This is a genomic window from Chitinophaga pinensis DSM 2588, from assembly GCF_000024005.1.
Taxonomy (GTDB): domain Bacteria; phylum Bacteroidota; class Bacteroidia; order Chitinophagales; family Chitinophagaceae; genus Chitinophaga; species Chitinophaga pinensis.
In genome coordinates this window covers 1-19,616 of sequence record NC_013132.1, presented here as the reverse complement: position 1 = coordinate 19,616, position 19,616 = coordinate 1, and the positions used below count along the sequence as shown (strand labels likewise).

Below are 19,616 nucleotides of genomic sequence, written 5' to 3'. Positions count from 1 at the left end.
TGTGATGTTACTGGATATTCTTCAGTTTATTGATATTGCGGAGTGTAAATTGCTCCGGCTTACTCTCAGCATCTTTAATGCTTTCGGAAAAATTGAGGATATGCTGTACTGTTTTGCGTACTACATTGGGAGGGATTTGTAATCTGGTCGCCAGGTCATTGACATCCAGTTCGTGATCCAGTTTGTCAATGTAATACAGCAGGGTACTCACCGTCTGCGATTTTAATAAACGCTCCCCGATTTCCTCCGGCGATTTTTCATTGCCGATAATCTTTTCTACTACACTGAAAATGCTGGAAGTGACTTCACTTTGCGGAGCAGCCATGGATTCCAGTATCGGCTCCGGTATCGGTGCCGGCTGATAGGAAGTCCAGACCATGTCGTTGTATAACTTGTCGGTAATGTCTTCTAACAGACTATCATCCACAATCACATCCGGCGCTTTAATAGAAGCCCTGATAATCGCGCGGATACCTGCCAGGAACATACAAGGCGCACTTAATGAAATGGGTGGAATCGGCTCCCGGTAGTACTGGGCGGCCATGATCTGTAGGGCTTGTACATCCGGGGTGTCCTGTCCCAGGAGGATGGGGATATCCTGTGTGACATTCCTGAATAATTCCTCATTATCCAGCTCCGGACTACTAAAATAAACATAAGCAGCTAAGAGTCCTTTCATCGGAGACGTCCATTGACCCTGTTCAAATTCGAGTAGTACTTTCTCCGGGAGAATGTACACACCGTTGTGAAACTTATGCCGGAGTCCGTCTATCCGATAGTTCCCTTCATCGTCATTCACAAATCCCTGTTTGCGGGATGCGATGAAAATGCTCATGGAAGGGAAGATCGGACCATAACCAAAGGTGAGAAAGACTTGTGTCTGCCAGCGTTCACCTGATAATCCTTTCAGTTGATCGCTGGCTTTGAATACCTGGATGGGTATTTCACGGGCAGGCAGATCCTGGTCATCAGCTATGCCTGGCTTACCTTGATGTCCGGTATAATGCAGGTAATAAGTTCCTTCCTGCAATACTGCGTGAAAGGCCAGCCAGCCGGCGTCTGTATCTTCTTTGATGTTGTTGCCTTCCAGTTTGTATATGACGTTCCTGCCTGCGTCAAGCAGCGAGAATCCTTGTCCGAGGGACTGCTGTTCATTATTCAGTTCTCTTCTTTTTTCCACATCCGTATACCGGAAAAAGAGGAAAATTGCGCCTCCTTCCTCCGTTGCATTTCCGACGGTAGGCTCAAGGCTATATTTATGCGCGTTGGTCGCATAATATTCATGTGAGGACTTAAACTTATCCGCTACCAGCGAGGCATACACCGGTGGTGTCGGGATCTGGAAATCCATATCCTGCGTCAGGCGTACATGTTCCTTGATGATATTGCCATCCAGTTTAAGGGTGATACTGTATAAGCCAGGTTTCAGCTCCAGGTTCAGTTGTTCATATCCTCTGGCGATATCTTCCAGGAAGCCGTTGTATACGGTGAGATGGGCAAAATCTGACATTACACCAACGGCGGAGACGGTGAGTTTATAAGTAGGCGTCTCAGAAGTCATAATTCATAGATTTAAGTGTACCGTCTATGGTGATGAAAGCGGAAGACCGGGTTGTTTTATTGGTAATCTGGTGATATCCTTTACCGAGTGGTACCAGCCAGGAATCGCCTGCCTGCACCGTGCCAGATTTGATGTTGTTCAGGTCGGGACCGTCCAGGGCGATATCGCCGGCGGATTTAAATGTGATCGTCAACACCGTGCCGGGTACTCTGCCAGTGCGGTGGAACACGTAGTTTAGTCCGTTTTTGTTGTTCCTGATATCGGAACGGACGGTTTGCGTCTGGTTGCGTTCCTGTGCATATGACTCTGTTTTCTCGCGGACGTAGTCAATGAAACCGGATATCGTAATATCGCCATTGTTATTGACCGCACCGCCGTTCAATGCCTCCATCAACGCACGGGAGAAATAGCCATGTATCTGCAGATTACCATTGTTGTTCATCAGACCTTCCCAGGCCGGATTTTCGTATTCTGCCGCATACAACACGACTGCCATGGTGTTAGCGCCACCTGGACGTTCGCCGCCCAGCATAGAGTGTAATGGCTTGGTGTTGATCTTCCTGTCGCGGCAGCAGTCGAGAAAGAAATACACTTCCTGGAACAGGTCCTGTTCTACCAGCAGGTCCAGATAGGCTTTTGAGGAGAGCGCCGCATTATAGAAACTGGGTGACCAGATGGGCAGACACATACCATTTACCTCCCAGTTAGACCCGAAGCCATGACCGGAGAAGTAAAAATAGAGCCGGCGTGCTGGTTTGGCGGTGGCCATCTGGATGATGTCAGATAATGCTTTGTCAATGGCCAGCTGGTCGGGCGTATTGCTGCCAGGAGCAGATGGAATGAAGAACACATGTTTTGGATCCATATTGCCACCATCGGCTTTTATCAGCCAGTTTCTCAGCCGGCAGGCGTCTGTAACAGGCGCATCCAGCGGTGCAAGACTGAGATAATGACTGACACCTACAATGACCGCATAGTCTTCGTCATTGACAGGGAGTCCTTTAGACAGATTCTCATTAATGGCCTCTTCACACAGGTCTGTGGCAGTTGGTGTTTCGGATATTACAGTCACGGGGTCCATGAGGGGGTGTTTTGGGGTGTTGTATCTGATGATAAAATTACGCTACTGGCGGAATGTGAACAAGTTTTATTGACATATTATAAGAGGTTATGTATTGATAATTAGTTTACTGTGTGATGGGAGGGGCGTTTTTCCCGGGTATAAACTTCTTTTCCCCGTTTTTGTTAGTTGGGTGTTGTTGAATGCTTTCAGGGAGGTAACTTGCCTGTGATAATTTAACCTCAATAACACACCAAATCCCAAACAACATGAACTTTATTGCCAGTACCGATGAATTTGTTCAAAAGGAATCTTTTGCAGGCCCCTTTCTGCCGGAATTCGACAAACTGACGCCTGAAGAGAAAGATCGTTTTGTGTCCTCATTCATTTACACACGATCTTCCAAAGAAGGGCTTCGTCTACCTTTTACTATTGCAAAAACATGCATGTATTATTATCTCAACGCTATGGGAACACACGGTTTCCTCATCAGACCATTTCCGATTCCCAATATGATAGTCCCTAAGATTCGGCAAATCACATACGCGGAAGATTTTAATGCCGTTGATTTGCAAAAGTTTGTGTCAGAAATACTGATTGAATTGGAGAAAAAAAATGCTGGCTGGGAGCATTATTTTAAACTGGTGTTGGGTATGTATACCCCCGAAGTATTGATAGAAATAAAAGATCTCTATCCTCATGTTGACGTATCCAAATTGGAAGACAGGACGACGATTTTTGTTGTACCCTATTCTTTGTCTCCAGCGCTCCCTGTAATTCCGGGGGTTCCTCCTCCTCCTGTTGAAGAGTATCAATATCCGATAGTATACGATTTTGGCGGTCTGCAACCCTGATTTACCATGACATTAGACCTATTTCAGTATTTTCAGTTGTTAAGCCTCCTTGTAGCAATCATCTGCTACAAGGGGCTTTCTCATTGCCGGATTGTCCTGTTTATCCCTTTGCTATTGTTAACCAACATAGTAGAAATAGTCGGCACCAATTATCGTTTGTTAGGCTGGACACGCAGTGACTTTATCTATAACTGGTACATCCTGATGTCTACACCACTGACGCTCTATCTGTATGGTATGATGCTACGCCTCCGGCAAAATGAAAAGCCTATTTATATCATTATTAGCCTGCTTTCCATACTTTTTATTTTTATCAACTTTTTCTTCCTGCAAGGTCGTCAACAGTTCAATAATATTTCTGTTATTCTGATTGAAATCCTTAATATTGTTTTCTCTTGCTTTGTGTTACTCAGGTTAGCGCTTCATGGAGATATACAATCAGGTATGTTCAAAGACCCTTATTCCTGGATCAGCGCCGCTAATCTTCTGTTTGGCCTCATTACGCTTGTATTGCTCGGATTGCAGCAATATATAAGAAGTAATAATATTGTGATTGGTAACACCAGCCTGTATCGTGCGATTTTGCCTGTAGTTAATATTATTCTCTATTCTTCTTATTGCGTCGCATTTGTATTATGCAGGATTCGAATCAACAGATCGTTATTATCATCATCGCAGTAATAGCCGTATTACTGTTCCTGGGTATCTTATTGCTGATCATGATCTGGGCTTATAATAACCGCCGACAGCAGGTGGCAGCAGAAAGAATGCAGATGAAACATGCCTTTGACCGGCAATTATTGCAGGCTACCCTTGAGATCCAGGAAGAAACATTCAATAATATCAGCCAGGAATTGCATGACCATGTCGGGCAGTTGCTAAGTTTAGCGAAAGTACAGCTCAATATTATCGGGCAACGCGCCGAACAACCGGATGCCGGATTGCAGGAAGTAAAGGATACGATCGGTCAGGCAATGAGCATTCTCCGGGATGTAGCAAAAGGTTTAAGTACAGAGCGGGTGCAGCTATTCAGTTTTGCAGGTAATATTGACCAGGAAATAGAACGCATTAACCGGAGTGGCGTCACGCAAGTCAGTCTCCTGGTGGAAGGAATGGAAAGACCCATGGAAGAACAGGTAAAACTGATCCTCTTCCGCATCATACAGGAATCCCTGCAGAATGTACTCAAACATGCTGCTGCAACAGAAGTGTTGATCACCTGTCGCTATATGGATACGGCGTTGTATGTCAGTATCTGTGATAACGGATCCGGATTTCATGTAGCAGAAGCCCTCAGTAAAAAAAGCGGACTCGGATTACAACATATTACCGGCAGAGCCGCAATATTGGGAGGACAGGCCGATATTACCAGTCAGCCCGGAAAGGGAACTATCATTACTATAACCATACCCCATGTCTAAGAAAAAATTCATTGCTGTTGTTGACGATCACACGATGTTCCGTAGAGGATTGTCCGTGTTGATTAACCTGTTCCCCAATTATGAAGTATTGTTTGAAGCTGCCAGTGGGAAGGAACTGATTGAAAAGATGACCATTGAGCAGTTACCTGATATCGTATTGCTGGACGTTAATATGCCGGATATGGATGGTTACGCTTCTGCTGAGTGGTTACATCAGCATCATCCTGATATCCGTATACTGGCTTTAAGTACCATGGATGCCGAAACAGCAATCATAAAAATGATCAGGCATGGCGCTAAAGGATATATACTAAAAGATGCAGAACCCAGTGAACTGAAACAGGCATTTGATGATGTAATTACATTGGGATACTATTACAATGATACGGTCACCCGTAAGGTGATGCAGTCAATTAATGCGCTGATAGACGACAAATCAGCATTGAATGCGATCACCAAACTCAGCGACAGGGAAATGGAATTCCTACGGCTTGCCTGTAGCGAAAAAAGCTACCAGCTAATTGCGAAAGAGATGTTTGTCAGCGAGCGCACTGTTGATGGATATCGTGAGGCATTGTTCAAAAAACTCAGCGTTTCAACACGTGTAGGACTTGTATTGTATGCGATAAAGAACAAACTGGTGGTGGTGTGAAATGATTGCTTTACTTTGCAGAAAGTAAAGCAGAAAAATATGAACGGACGGCCTTCTCTTCCTGTTATTGAATCTATCCGCAATCGACCGGTGATGTACCTGGGATCGGTGAACAGTTATGGCATCAGACGTCTGATGAAAATGCTGATCACTGATTATCTGGAAGATGTAACAGGCTTATCTACCGTAGAGATCACGTTCAATCCTGATAGTTTTGTGAGTGTGGTTCTTTCAGGTATGCCGGTGGATGAATTATTACATGAGGTCGCCTTTTTGCAGGAAATCTCCTCCGGAAAGAATTTTAAAATTGCATTACTCATCGCCATCAGCCGCTTTGTGCTGGTACGTATTGTGGTAAATGGAGAGATACATTCTATCACCTCTCATGCCGGCATATACGAAGTAGAAATGCATCCGGCTGACGGAGAGCCGAATGGTATTAAAGTGGACTTTCAGTTAGAAGAGCAGATTTTCAAGCATAACCAGGTGGCTTATATTCCTATGAATATCATGCTGCAGCAGCTGGCTTATCTGAACCCCGGACTGAAAATAATCAGTGTGGATAACCGGGGGGAATTACAGCGGAATGTGTTTTATTTCAGAACGGGGATCTCTGAATTATTCAATGACCTGCTGGATAAACACGATTATGGCAGTATGAATGCCTGGTTGCCGATTGAACTGAAAACAGCGATCAACGGTTATATCTTCCATGTTATTCTTAGATATCATCATATTTATACGGTTTATCCTGCACCATATATACGCTCCTTCGCTAATAATGAAGCAACTAAAGGACACGGCTCCCTGGTGGAAGGTGTGTTAAAAGGGCTGGAGGATGCTTTTGTGGAAGTGGGTGAAAAAGAAGGCGTGGAACTGAAAGTGAACAAAAAGCGGATCGGAAAAATGCTCGTGCTGTTTGCTGCTGTAAAGGGGGAACCGCTGACGTATGATGGTCGCAGTAAGGATAAACTGGATATGCCGGGGTTGAAAAAAGATGTGCGGAAGTTTGTGAAAAGAGGGGTGTTGAAGTACCTGGAAAGCAATTCCGGGGACAGAAGAAGAGTGTTGGAAAAGTTTATAAGGAAAGACAGTTAGTTAGGAATTCGAGAGAGGTTCCCTTATATAAAGATTTTTCGTTTTGTTCAATAAATAAGCCTTGTTCATGAATCATGAACAAGGCTTATTTATTGAACAAAATTCATGGTTATTATGAGGATGTTCATTATTTTTGATTGTTCATGAATAAGGGGTAGCCAGACAATAATTGACTTATGAGAGAATTAAATATTGAAAAAGACATTCTTAATGAAGGAGTTAAGGTGCTTCGTGATCTTATCGGTGTTAAAATTAAGACTTCTTATGTGGCGAAAAAGATTCCCAAACAGGATGCTATAATAACATTTGATTTCGGAGGTGAACATCACTTTAATGTGGAAGTAAAAGGTGAAATAAGACAGAGCCACGCTTTGTCTATCATTGAACGATTTGGGCGTAATAAGAACCAATGGCTACTAATATCAAGATATATTCCACAGCCACTGAAAGAACAATTTAGAAAATTTGGAATAAACTATCTCGAATTAGCCGGAAATTGCTACATAAGATCCAATGGTATACTTATTTATGTAACTGAACAAAAGGTAACACCGACACGCGTTAATGTTGTAGGGAAGCTTTGGAAGCCTTCTGGCCTGAAATTTTTGTTGGCAATCATAAATACACCAACCCTACTGCAGGCCTCTTATAGGGACATCGCTTCTGCTGCGGGGATCGCCTTGGGAAATGTTGGACTATTATTAGGCGAACTACAGAATAGTGGATATACAAAAAAGGTAGGTAATGTTGAAGAAATCATCAACTATGATCAATTGGTTATGCGGTGGACAGATATGTACCATGCGACATTAAGACCTAAGCTATTACTGGGAAGATTTAGATTTTTAAAGCCTGAAAGTATGTTTGGCTGGGAACACTTTAGCCTTTCTGAAACCTATTGGGGAGGAGAGCCAGGGGCTGCAATCCTCACAGGGCATCTCACACCTGAGCAGTTTATTATTTATACAAGAAAATCTCCCAATGAATTAATAAAGATGTTAGGAATCATTCCTGACAGCAACGGTAATATAACAGTATTCGACAAATTTTGGGGGGAACCCCCTCATAGTTCTGAAAATGTTACATTCAGTGAAAAAAAGCATGTGGTACCACCGTTGCTGGTATATGCTGATTTGATTAACGAGGTTGATAGTCGTGATTATGAAGTAGCAGGGAGAATAAAAAAACATTACTTAAATGGAAAGTAAGTTCTTTAATGAAGGGGTATTGGAGATGTTAACGGCGCTGCAGGAAGTATTGAAAAAACTTAATATAGACTTTTATCTCGTTGGTGCATTAGCCAGGGACATTAGCTTATCGCATGATCCCAATTTCGCACCTAAAAGAAAAACTAATGATGTCGATATTGCAATTCTTCTGGCAACCGAAGAGCAATTCTATCAGGTGAAAAATACCTTACTTGAATCTGGAGACTTCACAGCACATGAAACGGAAGCTGTTAAATTATTCTATAAAAATATTATTGAATTAGATTTATTACCATTTGGTGATATTGAAAATGAGAACAGGGAAACTAAAATAGGGCAACCGAGATTGTTCATAATAGATGTACCTGGTTTTATGGAGGTATTTCCTGAGGCTGAAACTTATTCACTAGGTGAAGGTACGACGCTAAAGGTGTGCCCAATTGAAGGACTGGTATTGCTGAAGTTAATTGCAAATGACGACAGGCCAGGTAGAATAAAAGATATAGGTGATATAGAACACATAATTTCTGTATACTTTGATTTGAAGACAATAGAGATTTACGAGGAGTATTTAGAAGTTATGGATCTTTATGAGGCACATGATCGCGAATATTTGAAATTAGTTAGTTCTCGCATTATAGGGCGAAAAATAGCTGGTATGCTTGTTGGCTCACCTCAATTAGGTGATCGGGTCATTGGTGTTCTTGAGAAAAGGAAAAGTGGATTGTATTGGTTAGAAATATTGGAAGGCATAAAAGAAGAACGTGAGAGAATTAATTCAAAAGCCGTTTCCGTATCATTATAATTAGAGTGTTTTTACAGGATTTGTTTCAAGAAACTTTATTAATATAAGAACGGCTGCTCATGTATTATGAGCGGCCGTTCTTATATTAATAAAGCATATTACTGCAGCAGTGCAATAATTTTTGCAAAGATCTCTGTATTCTCATAAACCCCTCTGAAATCCAGTGAATGAGGACCATAAGCAAATACAGGTACCATTACAGCGCTATGATCATTGGTACTGAAATGACCGTCTACGTAGCCTTTAGAGATATTACCATCCAGTAAGGACAAACCACCTGTTTCGTGATCGGCAGTTACAATTACCAGTGTATGACCGTCTTCATCTGCAAATTTCATAGCAGCACCGATCGCTTTATCGAAATCCATCATTTCAGTCGCTACATAAGGTACAATGTTCGCATGACCTCCATAGTCAATCTGTGCGCCTTCAGCCATAATAAAGAAGCCTTTATTTTGTTTACGCAGGGAAGCAATCGATTTTTCCAGTGACTGTGTCAGGAATTCGCCTCTGCCTTTCAGCATGGAGCGTTCTGCAAGGCTGTCCAGTACGAGGTATTTATCAGACTGGATATTGTTCAGTTCAGCGAGGTTGGTGCTGAAGGTATAACCTTTATCGTGTAACAATTTAGGCAGGTCTTTGCCATCTTTGCGCTGGTTGAAGTGTTTTGCACCACCGCCAATCATAATGCTTACCGGGCTGTTAAGGAAATTAGCGGCAATAGAGTCTTCCATACTTCTTTCCGGCACATGTCCGTAGAATGCGGCAGGAGTAGCATCTGTAATGTCGCCGGCGCTGATCAGCGCGCTGTTATATCCTTTGGGGGCGATGATATCAGGAATGGCAGGGATGCGTACAGCGGTAGCGTCTACACCTACATAGCGATTGTTCGTCTTTTTGCCACTCGCCATTGCGGTGCCACCTGCTGCCGAATCGGTAATGTAGCTATCAGAAGAGTAGGTTTTAGAGAAACCGATATTCTTCATTTGCAGGAGATTCAGCTGGCCATGGTTACCGGTGAAACCGGCATAAATCTGGGCAAGGCCCATACCGTCACCGATCAGGAGAATAACGTTGGTCACTTTACCCATGCTGTCATTATTTACATAACGGGCATTGTACAGTGTATGAGGAGCGGCAGTGCCGTTGTATTCAAGGTTTTGTCTGTTGCTCAGGAAGTTGGCCATATCTTCCACGAGGTCGGTGCCGAGAAAATCAGCGCCCATATTCATCTGGGTTTTCCAGGTGTTCACATTGTCAGCCATGCCCCAGAAACGCACTTTTTTGCCAGCCTGGTGTACGCTATCGACCCATTGCTGAATTTTTACTTTTTCTTCTTTTACGATTACGCCTTTACCATTCCAGTTGGTAAATTGTTTGATGTCTACACTGTACATCGGGATACGTTTTTCCTGTGCAGCGGTGTAGGTGAATCCGCGTTTCCCGTCGAAGTGAATGTAGTCAGGATACTGGCCCCAGAGTCCAAGAGCCGGCTGGTCGCCACTGATGGTGATGACTACTGTCGGATTCTTTGTGATATCCGGATAGCGGTCCAGGATCTTTACGAGTGCTTTCATGGTAGGCACGCCGGTGGTCTTGAAATCGATCATCAGCTGTAAAGTATCCTTACTGTTTTTATAGGCGGTACCTCCGTTATTTTTGATCTGCTCCCGTAAAGGATGCAGGTACAACTTCTCCAGTGTACGTTCCGGACGGATCGCTTCTTCGGTATGAGCGGTGAACAGTTGACCGTTGCGTTCGAAAACATCTGCTTCTATTGATCCGTAATGACGGAAATAAGCCGTCAGGAACGGAATCGGATGTTCATAGTCATTATGCGAATGTGCATTGATCGGTGCATAGGTGCTGGTCTGAGCGGTAGCTGTGATAGTCGTTAGTAGAGAAAGAGAAAGCAGGTAAGATTTAAGCATACTGTTGAAAATGTATAAGTATTAAAAAATTAAGAATTAAAAATTAAGAATTAAGAATTGCGAATCGGCAAATTCCTGCATATTCTCATATAGTATGCTAATGTGAATATGCAGGAATTTACAATGCTTCAAATGATTTACAAAGTAAGGCAAACCAATTCTTAATTCTTAATTCTTAATTGACTGACTATTCCCAGCCGCCATTCTGTTTTACTACTCCACCGCTACTGGTCACTTCACTTCTTGGCACAGGCCATACGTTGTGAATAGCAGGGTTGAAGGTACGTGCAGGCCAGATCTCATTGCCGTTAACACCGTGTAATGGTTTAGCGTAGGCGGCCTGTGCATCTCCCCAGCGTACCAGGTCGAAGTGATGGTTCGCCCATTCGCCTGCCAGTTCTGCACGACGTTGTTTTTTCAGTTCAGCCAGTGTAGCGCCGGTTACATCTTTCAGACCAGCACGATGTCTGATCATATTGATTTCCTTATCTGCATTTTTACCCTGCATGATTTCAGCTTCCGCTTTGATCAGCAATACTTCTGCATAACGCAGCAGTGGCAGGTTCAGGTCAGTAGTAGGATGGTCTCCGTTAGGGCTCAGGTGCTGGCCGGCAGGATAAGAGAATGGTTCCATGTATTTACGGAACTGGTAGCCTGACAGACTGTTTGTTGAAGAATAGGTGATGTCTTCTCCGTAGAAGGTAACGTGATCACCTGGTTTCAGGATAGTCGCTTCTCTTCTGATATCGCCTTCTTCATAAGAGTCATACAGTTCTTTGGTAGGCATATAATATCCCCAGCCATTATATTTACCCCAGCCTTTGTTCTCCAGCATTACACCTGGCAGGATGCTGCCCCAACCGCTCGGGCCTTGTGAATTGGAGTATACAGACCAGATATATTCACTGCTCCAGTTGTTAGCAATGGTGAATACGTCTGCAAATTTATCCAGCAGTTTGTGTTTACCACTCAATATTACAGAGTCAGCATATCTTTCTGCATTGGCATAGTCCTTTTTGTACAGGAACATTTTGCTCAGGAATGCGAAAGCAGCTGTTTTGTGCGGACGGCCATAAATATCAGCAGAATAGGTGTCGAAATAAGGCAGCAATGCAGCGGCCTGTTTCAGTTCCTGTTCAACGTAGTCATATACGAGGTTTACGTTAGCAGAACGGGGAATTGGTTTGTCGCCGGTTAAGCTGTCACGTTTTACGATAGGTACACCGGCACGGGCATCACCATAAGTATAAGCCAGTTCGTAGTACATCAGACCGCTGAGGAAGTACGCTTCACCCAGGAGACGGTTTTTCAGTTTCGCGTCCATTGGAATGGAAGGTACATGCATGATCACATCGTTTGCACGTTTGATCACGATATATCTCATTTTCCATTGTCCTTCCGTATAGGAACCACCGATAAAGTTGCTGTTGAAGTTTTTGATGTTATCGCCTTCTGCTTTTACACGACCAGTCACCATATCATCGCTGGCGTTGATAAACCACCAGTAGCCGCGGCCATAGAAGTTTTCATCGTCAAACAGGTTATACATGGCGTTAGCGCCGGAGATGGCATCGGTTTCCGTCTGCCAGAAGTTACCGGAGGTAGGCGCACCTTCCGGTGTAATATCCAGCTTTTTGTTACAAGCCGCCAGCAGGGAAATACCCGCCAGGGAGAGGGTGATATTTTTTATGAGTTGCTTCATTGTAATCGTCAGTTTGTGTTGATTAGAAATTAACGTTCAGACCAATCAGAACATTCTTAGCCTGTGGGTAACGGCCTTTATCGATACCTAATTCGTCCATACCTACTTCAGGATCGTATCCTTTGTATTTGGTGATGGTGAACAGGTTGGTCGCTGTTAAGTACAGTCTTACAGCACCTACATGTGCACGGTTGCTCAGCAGCGCAGGCAGTGTATAACCCAGGGTGATGTTTTTGATACGCAGGTAAGAACCGTTTTCGATATACCAGTCAGATGTGTTACCGTAGTTGCCGTTTTTATCGGTAGAGATGATACGTGTTACATCTGTGTTGGTGTGTGTTGGCGTCCATGCATCCAGGATACCGGTCAGCATATTGTAGTTAGTACCGATGCTGGCGTTCATGTTGGTGTATTTCAGTGCGTTGAACAGTTTGTTGCCCTGTACGCCCTGTGCGAATACGTTCAGATCAAATCCTTTGTAAGCAGCATTCAGACTCAGACCATAAGAGAAAGAAGGGAACGGGCTTCCTACGATTTCTCTGTCGTTGTTGTTGATGGTGCCGTTACCATCTTTATCGACGAATTTGCGATCACCTGGTTTTGCGTTTGGCTGGATCAGCTGACCATCTTTGTTTTTATAGTTGTCAACCTCTGCCTGTGTCTGGAAGATACCGGCAGTCTTGATCACGTTATATGCATAGATCTGGTTGCCTACGCGGGTTACGATCGGGTTCAGCGTACTACGTACGTTGATATTAGAAGAAGATACTACTTCGTTTCTGCCATCTTCCAGTTCCAGCAGTTTGTTATTCACTTTGGTCAATGTAGCACCGATGCCATAAGTGAATTCTTTACCTGCACGACCGTTATAGTTGATACCAAGTTCGATACCGTTATCGCGGGCTTTACCCATGTTTTTATACATACCGGTGCTAACACCTGCAGTACTTGGCGGGTCTACCTGCAGGATCATGTTCTCGGTAGTTTTGATGAAGTAGTCAGCGGTAAGGGACAGGCTGTTTTTGAAGAAAGCGAGGTCGGTACCGAAGTTGATCTGGCGGGAATCAGCCCATGTCAGGTTCGGGTTAGACAGTGCGTCTTCAGCGAGGCCGGTTGTCTGGGTACCATTTGCACCAGTGTAGATATTCACTGATTTCAGGTTAATGTTGATGGCGTTAGCCGGTAAGCTACCCAGGTTACCCAGTACACCATAGCTTGCACGTACTTTAGCGAAGCTCAGTACGGAGCTGTTAGGAATGAAATCTTCCTGTGTCAGTACCCAACCACCGGATACAGAGTAGTAGTTCTGATATCGGTTCTGTGGCGCTACGAGCGAGCTACCATCACGACGGCCCAGTATGGTGAACAGGTATTTGCTTTTGTAGTCATAGTTCACACGACCCAGGAATGATTCTACAGCGGTCTGTGATCTGCCGCTGGATGGTTTTGCCCAGGTACCGGCGTTATCGAAGTAACGGTATACATCTCTTTCATCACCGAAGTTGCTGGCAGATACAAAGAGGTAGGTGTAATCATCGTGCTGATAAGTATAACCAGCTACTGCATTAACGTTGTGTACGCCGTTGAAAGTTTTGGTGTAAGTCAGGGTCTGTTCAGCCAGCAGGTTGGTACCATTGTTTACTGATTCAGACAGGCCGTTGCTGGTGTTGATCTTACCGATCTCCAATGCACGTGTAGAGAATGATTTCTGGTCAGTCAGTGATCTGGTGAAAGCAAAGTTGGAACGGAACACGAGATCCCTGGTGAAATAGATCTCAGCATATGGGTTGATGTTGATGTTGGTAGTCGGCGTTTTGTTATCCATTCTTTCCAGGATTGCAACCGGGTTTGCCAGGTCGCCATAAGAACCAGCGTAATCAACAGGCATACCGCTGAATGCACCGGTAGGTGTACGTGGAGCGATATGACGAGGGTAACCCAAAGCAGTGAAGATCGCACCAGTATAAGGGCTGGTGGTGTTAGCACCGTTACCGTTTGTATAGGTGAAGGACAGGTTCTCACCTACTTTCAGCCATGGTTTTACCATTGCATCAGAGTTCATGCGGAAGGTATAACGTTCTGCCTGTGTATTCAGGAGGATACCTTCATTACGACGGTAACCGAAGCCCATGTAATATCTACCTTTATCGGTACCACCTTTTACGTTCACGTTATAATCGTTGATCTTACCGGTACGGAAGATCTCGTCCTGCCAGTCAGTACGGGTGATCTGACCATCAGGGTATTTAGTAGCATTGAATGCGTCAGCGAGTGGCGTACCAGCAGCAGCATAAGCGATGTTTTCTACATCAGCGAACTGTTTTGCAGTGAGTACATCCAGTTTCTTAGCCGCATACTGCCAGCCCATTTTAGCATCTAGGGATACGCTTGCAGCACCTTCTTTACCTTTCTTAGTAGTGATGAGGATAACACCACCGGAAGCTCTTGCTCCATAGATAGCGGCAGCCGCATCTTTCAGTACGTTGATAGATTCGATATCATTCGGGTTGATCGGACCGCCTGTGTAGATGGAACCATCCACGATTGTCAGGGCAGATTCACCGTTGATACCACCCATACCACGGATGTATACTTTGGGAGAAGAGGTTGGATCACCACCGTTGTTCTGAACGGTTACGCCCGGAGCTTTACCCTGTAAAGCCTCGTTTGCATCACCCAGGGAACGGGAGTTCAGTTTATCCAGTTGTACATCAGCGATAGCGCCTGATACGGTGCTTTTACGCTGTGTACCATAACCTACTACTACCAGCTGGTTCAGGTTCAGACTGTTTTCAACCAGTACAATCTGAAAGCTGTGCTGATTGCCAACAACGATTTCCTGTGTTTTAAAACCGATCATGCTTACGACCAGTACCAGGTTATTTACGGGTTGAGCTACTGACAGTTTGAACTGACCAGCTGCATCTGTACCCGTACCGTTAGTGGTTCCTTTTACCATCACAGTAGCACCGATCAAGGGACCGTTCTTATCAGATACGGCACCGATCAGGGTTACTTTTTCCTGCGCCTGCTGTGCTGCAATACTGATAGTCGGAGCATCAGCGCTATCATAGATTAATACGGTATTATATTTTTCTTCAAATTTCAGAGAGGATTGACTTAACAGATCCTGGAGGATACTGATAACAGATTTTTTCTGATAAGTCTCTGCGTGTACCTGCATTTTCCGGAGGGCAGCTTCGTCATAGGCGAGGCTGATCTGCGCAGTAGATTCCAGTTGTTTCAGGGCAGCGGACAGGCTACCTTGTTTCACCTGGAAACGCTGGAGGACTTTCTGTAATGCCTGAGAACCTGTTGGCAGGGCAAAGGCGGTAGATGCCAGCACGAGCATCGACAGTCCCGTGAGGAATACTGAGCGAAGCCGTGAAGAGAAATGTAGTTTGTCTTTTTGCATATATGTCTGTGTTAAGGTAAAGGCAATAGTGTGTCAGGTCCCTTGTGAAAGGGACGGCCTATGGAGGAATTAAGAATTAGGAATTAAGAATTAAGAATTGGTTAGCCTGACGAGTTAACGGTTCCTTTTTAAGATCTGTAAGAAGGTATGATTTAAATTTTCTTTCAGAATCTTCTGAGGCCGTTTTCATGTGTTGATGGCAATTGAGAGTACAATTCTTAATTTTTAATTGTTAATTCTTAATTGACTATAAGTTGTTTGTCTTGCATTGTAAATTGAATTTTTGGTCTGTAACTGATTTTTTCAACGATGTCCAGGACTTCCTGCAAGGTCATTGTAGCAGGGATGTGCAAATTGTAATTACCCTGGTTTGTATTCAATGCGGTAGTGGTTGTAATGCCGTACTGGTTTTTGATGGTCAATAATAACTCCTGCAAGGTTGCATTGCGCAGAATGATCTCTCCATTTGTCCACGCGAGGAGGTCAGTAGCTGCGATACTGTCTTTTTCAATTGATTGTTCACGGAATGTGAGTCGTTGTGATGGTCCGAGTACAGCGGTGGCGAAGCCTTTCTGTTCCACCTGCACTTTACCGGTAGCGACTGCTATCCGGGAGATGTGCATGCTTTTGCTGGCTTCTACTGTAAAGGAGGTACCGAGTACAGTGGTGCGGACACCGCTGTTATCTTCTACGCTGAAGGGGCGTGTGTCTTTAACGACGTCGAAGAAGGCTTTTCCTTCTCTTATTTTTACTGGTCTTGCGTCATCAGGAAAATGCGTAGGATATTCGATGGTGCTGTAAGGACCAACGACTGCTACTGACTGATCCGGTAGTACTATTTTCTGTAATTGTCCACTGTTGTTTTTTACTGTCTGCCATGCCATGCCAGCAGGTGCTAAGCGATGGTTACGATGAAAGAACCTTTGTACAAAGTATCCGGAGATAACAAGGGGTACTATTACGGCGGCTACTCTGGCGATGCGTAATCCTATGCGACGGTAGCGGTTGACAGTCTTCGGCCATATCTGCTCCTGCATGTTCATTTTGATTGTTTGTATTTCATCAGCAGATAATGCCGGCAGGGTGTCTTCTGCATCCAGCGCATCCAGCCATTTGTACAGCAGGGCCTCTTCTTCGGGAGAGCAGGCCCCTTGCCGGAATTTTTCAAGTAATAATAATAATGTCCCTTTGTCCAAACTGTTCTGTGGTTTGATAGTAAGACACGGGAAATGAGGAGGATAACTATTGGGGGAGGGGGGCTTAACAATTTGGTAACGTTGGGAGGAAACAGAGAAAAAAAATTAAGAATTAGGAATTAAGAATTAAGAATTGGAATGCAGCGGAGAGTTGTGGGAGATAAATAGATAGATAGATAGATAGATAGATAGATAGATAGATAGATAGATAGATAGATAGATAGATAGATAGATAGATAGATAGATAGATAGATAGATCAAGCTTATGAAGGTAGTTAGTGAAAATGATTAGGTCGGGTTGGCGAGTTGTTGAATGAAAAAATAGAAATGTCAGATGCGATAGCATGAATTAAATAAATCAGGTGACTGATAAATGCTTTGTTAATCAATGTTATGATTGAGCTGTGATCAATATTTCATTGAGATATAAGTTATAGGGAAGGCTAACTAATTCTTAATCCTTAATTTTTAATTCTTAATTAAACAAAGGTTGTTTTCAACCTTTGTATGGCGGTGCTGATCTGATTTCTTATTGTTTGTGGGGAGGTACCCAGTTTACAGGCGATCTCGGCAACGGAGAGATCTTCTATACGATGCAGATAGAAGACATCTTTCATTTTGCCGGGGAGGCGGTTGATGGACTGTAACAACTGTTGTTCTGTTTCTTTGAGGTGTAACGGTTCTGCGGAAGAAGGGGAATTGGTATCGACGACCTGTGTGAAGAGGTCTACGTGTTTCTGATAGACATGTTCATCACGGAGGGCGTTCAGCAATCTGTTTTTAAGTGCGCTGCGCAGATATGGCAGGATGGCAGTAACATCGGGAAGGCTGTCACGTTTTTCCCAGATATGTATAAATAGGCTTTGTACACTGTCCTGGGCCAGAGAATGATCGATGGTGATACGACTGGCATAGGTGAACAAGGGCTCCCAGCATTCTTCGAATAACTGGCGGAAGGCGGTTTCATCGCCTTTCCTGATAGCACTCCATAAAGTGTGTTGACCTTCTTGTGGCATATTGTACAGTAGCACAAAGTTATTAGTTGTTATGAACTGCTGTATCTGCCGAGAATTATGAAATTGTTAAGCAGCGGGAAATAAAAAGTCCCGGGTGAGTTACCCGGGACAAAAGAGCTTGATTGTATAGGGGGCATCTTACATGGCTGCCAACTGCACTTTCTGTTGCAGTTCAATGACATTATCGCGAAATGCGTTATCTGTATCCATCAGGTCTTTTACGGTCTGGCAGGAGTGGATCACGGTAGTGTGGTCACGTCCGCCAAAATGTTCTCCGATAGTTTTCAGTGAATTCTTGGTAAATGATTTTGCCAGGTACATGGTGATCTGTCTGGCCTGTACAATTTCACGTTTACGTGTTTTTTGCAGCAGCTTATCATAAGGCACATCGAAGTATTCGCATACCATTTTCTGGATGCTTTCGATAGTGATTTCTTTTGATGAAGTTTTGACAAAAGATTTCAGTACACGTTTTGCCAGTTCCAGGTCAATTTCTTTTCTGTTAAGAGAAGATTGAGCGAGGAGAGAGATCAATGCGCCTTCCAGTTCACGTACGTTGCTCTGAATGTTATAAGCAACATATTTTACTACTTCTTTGGGCATTTCCAGACCATCGTTACGCATTTTCATCTCCAGGATTTCCATACGTGTTTCGAAGTCCGGCATTTGCATGTCGGCACTGAGTCCCCAGCGGAAACGGCTCAGTAATCTTTCCTGCAAACCATCGAGGTCTTTAGGTGGTTTATCTGAAGTTAAGATCAGTTGCTTACCGGATTGATGCAGGTGGTTGAAGATAGCAAAGAATGCATCCTGAGTTTTTTCTGCACGCGCAAAAAATTGTATATCATCTACGATCAATACATCAATTAACTGATAGAAGTGAATAAAGTCATTGATGATACTATTCTTCGAGTGATCGATGAACTGATTGATGAATTTTTCTGCGCTCACATATAACACCGCTTTATTCGGATGTATACGTTTAACCTCATTACCGATCGCCTGTGCAAGGTGTGTTTTACCGAGACCTACAGCGCCATATATTACCAGTGGATTAAAGGAAGTACCACCTGGTTTTTCGGACACCGTTTTACCTGCCCTGCGAGCTACGCGGTTGCAATCACCTTCAATATAAGATTCGAACGTGTAGTGAGGATTCAGCTGTGAATCGATTTGTACGCGTTTGATTCCTGGTATTACAAACGGATTCTTTACAGGGTTCTGTATGGTTAACGGAAAATCTACTTCGCTGTCCTTCTTACTTTTGGTAAACTGCCCTGGCATGTTTACGGTTTTTGGATGCTGATGCGGTGTGCCGTTTTCCACTACAATACGATACTCAAGCCTTGCGTCTTTTCCTAGTTCGCGTTTGATTGTCTTACCCAATAGTCCCACATAATGTTCTTCAAGGTATTCGTAAAAGAATTGGCTTGGTACCTGAATGGTTAAAACATTGTTTTCAAGTTGGATGGGTTTAATCGGTTCGAACCAGGTTTTAAATGGTTGCCATTCCACAATATCCCTAATTATATTAAGACACCTTTCCCAAACTTGTTCGCAAGTTTTATTCATTGAGCTAATGTAAATTAATGTTGTTCTTAAATTAAGGATTGTTCTCGAATTGTAAATCTAACCAACGTGGGGGGTTGATAGATTTTCAGACAGGACGACGAATATCAGTAGAAAATGTTGAAAAA

General features: G+C 43.8%; 15 protein-coding genes. 7 read left to right on the top strand and 8 right to left on the bottom strand.

Annotation, left to right across the window (positions count from 1 at the left end; all coding sequences use genetic code 11):
* Positions 1-7: 7 nt before the first annotated feature.
* Both CPIN_RS00075 and CPIN_RS00070 read right to left on the bottom strand, forming a co-directional pair.
* The gene (locus CPIN_RS00075; protein WP_012787700.1) at positions 8-1,561 is read right to left on the bottom strand and encodes a hypothetical protein; all 1,554 of its coding nucleotides are present in this window, start codon (positions 1,559-1,561) and stop codon (positions 8-10) included.
* A complete protein-coding gene (locus CPIN_RS00070; RefSeq protein ID WP_012787699.1) occupies positions 1,551-2,642 on the bottom strand; it encodes a caspase family protein in 1,092 nt (363 codons plus the stop codon). The genes CPIN_RS00075 and CPIN_RS00070 overlap by 11 nt, the downstream gene beginning before the upstream one ends.
* Before the next feature lie 248 nt (positions 2,643-2,890).
* On the opposite strand from CPIN_RS00070, the gene CPIN_RS00065 reads away from it, so the two are divergent.
* The 7 genes from CPIN_RS00065 to CPIN_RS00035 all read left to right on the top strand — a co-directional run bounded on the left by CPIN_RS00065 (position 2,891) and on the right by CPIN_RS00035 (position 8,659).
* On the top strand, positions 2,891-3,475 hold the full coding sequence (locus CPIN_RS00065) for a hypothetical protein (protein WP_012787698.1): 585 nt from the start codon (positions 2,891-2,893) through the stop codon (positions 3,473-3,475).
* A gap of 6 nt (positions 3,476-3,481) precedes the next feature.
* Positions 3,482-4,156 (top strand): hypothetical protein, encoded by a 675-nt coding sequence (locus CPIN_RS00060; protein ID WP_012787697.1) that lies wholly within the window; start codon positions 3,482-3,484, stop codon positions 4,154-4,156.
* Positions 4,111-4,896, top strand: coding sequence for a sensor histidine kinase (locus CPIN_RS00055; RefSeq protein ID WP_012787696.1), 786 nt, complete (start codon positions 4,111-4,113; stop codon positions 4,894-4,896). Before CPIN_RS00060 ends, CPIN_RS00055 begins: the two co-directional genes overlap by 46 nt.
* Complete coding sequence (locus tag CPIN_RS00050) at positions 4,889-5,548, top strand: response regulator (protein ID WP_012787695.1); 660 nt, start codon at positions 4,889-4,891, stop codon at positions 5,546-5,548. Before CPIN_RS00055 ends, CPIN_RS00050 begins: the two co-directional genes overlap by 8 nt.
* A gap of 39 nt (positions 5,549-5,587) precedes the next feature.
* Positions 5,588-6,646 carry a DNA topoisomerase subunit B gene (locus CPIN_RS00045; RefSeq protein ID WP_012787694.1) on the top strand — a complete coding sequence of 353 codons (1,059 nt, stop codon included), beginning with the start codon at positions 5,588-5,590 and terminating at the stop codon, positions 6,644-6,646.
* A gap of 176 nt (positions 6,647-6,822) precedes the next feature.
* A complete protein-coding gene (locus CPIN_RS00040) occupies positions 6,823-7,854 on the top strand; it encodes a type IV toxin-antitoxin system AbiEi family antitoxin (protein WP_012787693.1) in 1,032 nt (343 codons plus the stop codon).
* On the top strand, positions 7,844-8,659 hold the full coding sequence (locus CPIN_RS00035; RefSeq protein WP_012787692.1) for a nucleotidyl transferase AbiEii/AbiGii toxin family protein: 816 nt from the start codon (positions 7,844-7,846) through the stop codon (positions 8,657-8,659). The genes CPIN_RS00040 and CPIN_RS00035 overlap by 11 nt, the downstream gene beginning before the upstream one ends.
* Positions 8,660-8,757: 98 nt before the next feature.
* On the opposite strand, the gene CPIN_RS00030 is transcribed toward CPIN_RS00035, so the two are convergent.
* From CPIN_RS00030 to dnaA, 6 genes are all read right to left on the bottom strand, one after another.
* Positions 8,758-10,590: an alkaline phosphatase gene (locus tag CPIN_RS00030; RefSeq protein WP_012787691.1), complete on the bottom strand. Its 1,833-nt coding sequence runs from the start codon at positions 10,588-10,590 to the stop codon at positions 8,758-8,760.
* 187 nt (positions 10,591-10,777) lie between these two features.
* On the bottom strand, positions 10,778-12,292 hold the full coding sequence (locus CPIN_RS00025; RefSeq protein ID WP_012787690.1) for a RagB/SusD family nutrient uptake outer membrane protein: 1,515 nt from the start codon (positions 12,290-12,292) through the stop codon (positions 10,778-10,780).
* 22 nt (positions 12,293-12,314) lie between these two features.
* Positions 12,315-15,707: a SusC/RagA family TonB-linked outer membrane protein gene (locus tag CPIN_RS00020; protein WP_012787689.1), complete on the bottom strand. Its 3,393-nt coding sequence runs from the start codon at positions 15,705-15,707 to the stop codon at positions 12,315-12,317.
* 239 nt (positions 15,708-15,946) lie between these two features.
* On the bottom strand, positions 15,947-16,903 hold the full coding sequence (locus CPIN_RS00015) for a FecR family protein (RefSeq protein ID WP_012787688.1): 957 nt from the start codon (positions 16,901-16,903) through the stop codon (positions 15,947-15,949).
* A gap of 479 nt (positions 16,904-17,382) precedes the next feature.
* Positions 17,383-17,919 (bottom strand): RNA polymerase sigma factor, encoded by a 537-nt coding sequence (locus CPIN_RS00010; RefSeq protein WP_012787687.1) that lies wholly within the window; start codon positions 17,917-17,919, stop codon positions 17,383-17,385.
* A 138-nt stretch (positions 17,920-18,057) separates the two neighbouring features.
* On the bottom strand, positions 18,058-19,491 hold the full coding sequence (gene dnaA, locus CPIN_RS00005; protein ID WP_012787686.1) for a chromosomal replication initiator protein DnaA: 1,434 nt from the start codon (positions 19,489-19,491) through the stop codon (positions 18,058-18,060).
* Between the last annotated feature and the right edge of the window lie 125 nt (positions 19,492-19,616).

Excerpts from the sequence above, each read along its gene's own strand:
- dnaA (WP_012787686.1), bottom strand. The coding sequence starts at position 19,491 with ATGAATAAAACTTGCGAACAAGTTTGGGAAAGGTGTCTTAATATAATT.
- CPIN_RS00010 (WP_012787687.1), bottom strand. The coding sequence starts at position 17,919 with ATGCCACAAGAAGGTCAACACACTTTATGGAGTGCTATCAGGAAAGGC.
- CPIN_RS00025 (WP_012787690.1), bottom strand. The coding sequence starts at position 12,292 with ATGAAGCAACTCATAAAAAATATCACCCTCTCCCTGGCGGGTATTTCC.
- CPIN_RS00065 (WP_012787698.1), top strand. The coding sequence starts at position 2,891 with ATGAACTTTATTGCCAGTACCGATGAATTTGTTCAAAAGGAATCTTTT.
- CPIN_RS00030 (WP_012787691.1), bottom strand. The coding sequence starts at position 10,590 with ATGCTTAAATCTTACCTGCTTTCTCTTTCTCTACTAACGACTATCACA.
- CPIN_RS00070 (WP_012787699.1), bottom strand. The coding sequence starts at position 2,642 with ATGGACCCCGTGACTGTAATATCCGAAACACCAACTGCCACAGACCTG.
- CPIN_RS00045 (WP_012787694.1), top strand. The coding sequence starts at position 5,588 with ATGAACGGACGGCCTTCTCTTCCTGTTATTGAATCTATCCGCAATCGA.
- CPIN_RS00075 (WP_012787700.1), bottom strand. The coding sequence starts at position 1,561 with ATGACTTCTGAGACGCCTACTTATAAACTCACCGTCTCCGCCGTTGGT.
- CPIN_RS00020 (WP_012787689.1), bottom strand. The coding sequence starts at position 15,707 with ATGCAAAAAGACAAACTACATTTCTCTTCACGGCTTCGCTCAGTATTC.
- CPIN_RS00035 (WP_012787692.1), top strand. The coding sequence starts at position 7,844 with ATGGAAAGTAAGTTCTTTAATGAAGGGGTATTGGAGATGTTAACGGCG.
- CPIN_RS00040 (WP_012787693.1), top strand. The coding sequence starts at position 6,823 with ATGAGAGAATTAAATATTGAAAAAGACATTCTTAATGAAGGAGTTAAG.
- CPIN_RS00050 (WP_012787695.1), top strand. The coding sequence starts at position 4,889 with ATGTCTAAGAAAAAATTCATTGCTGTTGTTGACGATCACACGATGTTC.
- CPIN_RS00060 (WP_012787697.1), top strand. The coding sequence starts at position 3,482 with ATGACATTAGACCTATTTCAGTATTTTCAGTTGTTAAGCCTCCTTGTA.
- CPIN_RS00055 (WP_012787696.1), top strand. The coding sequence starts at position 4,111 with ATGCAGGATTCGAATCAACAGATCGTTATTATCATCATCGCAGTAATA.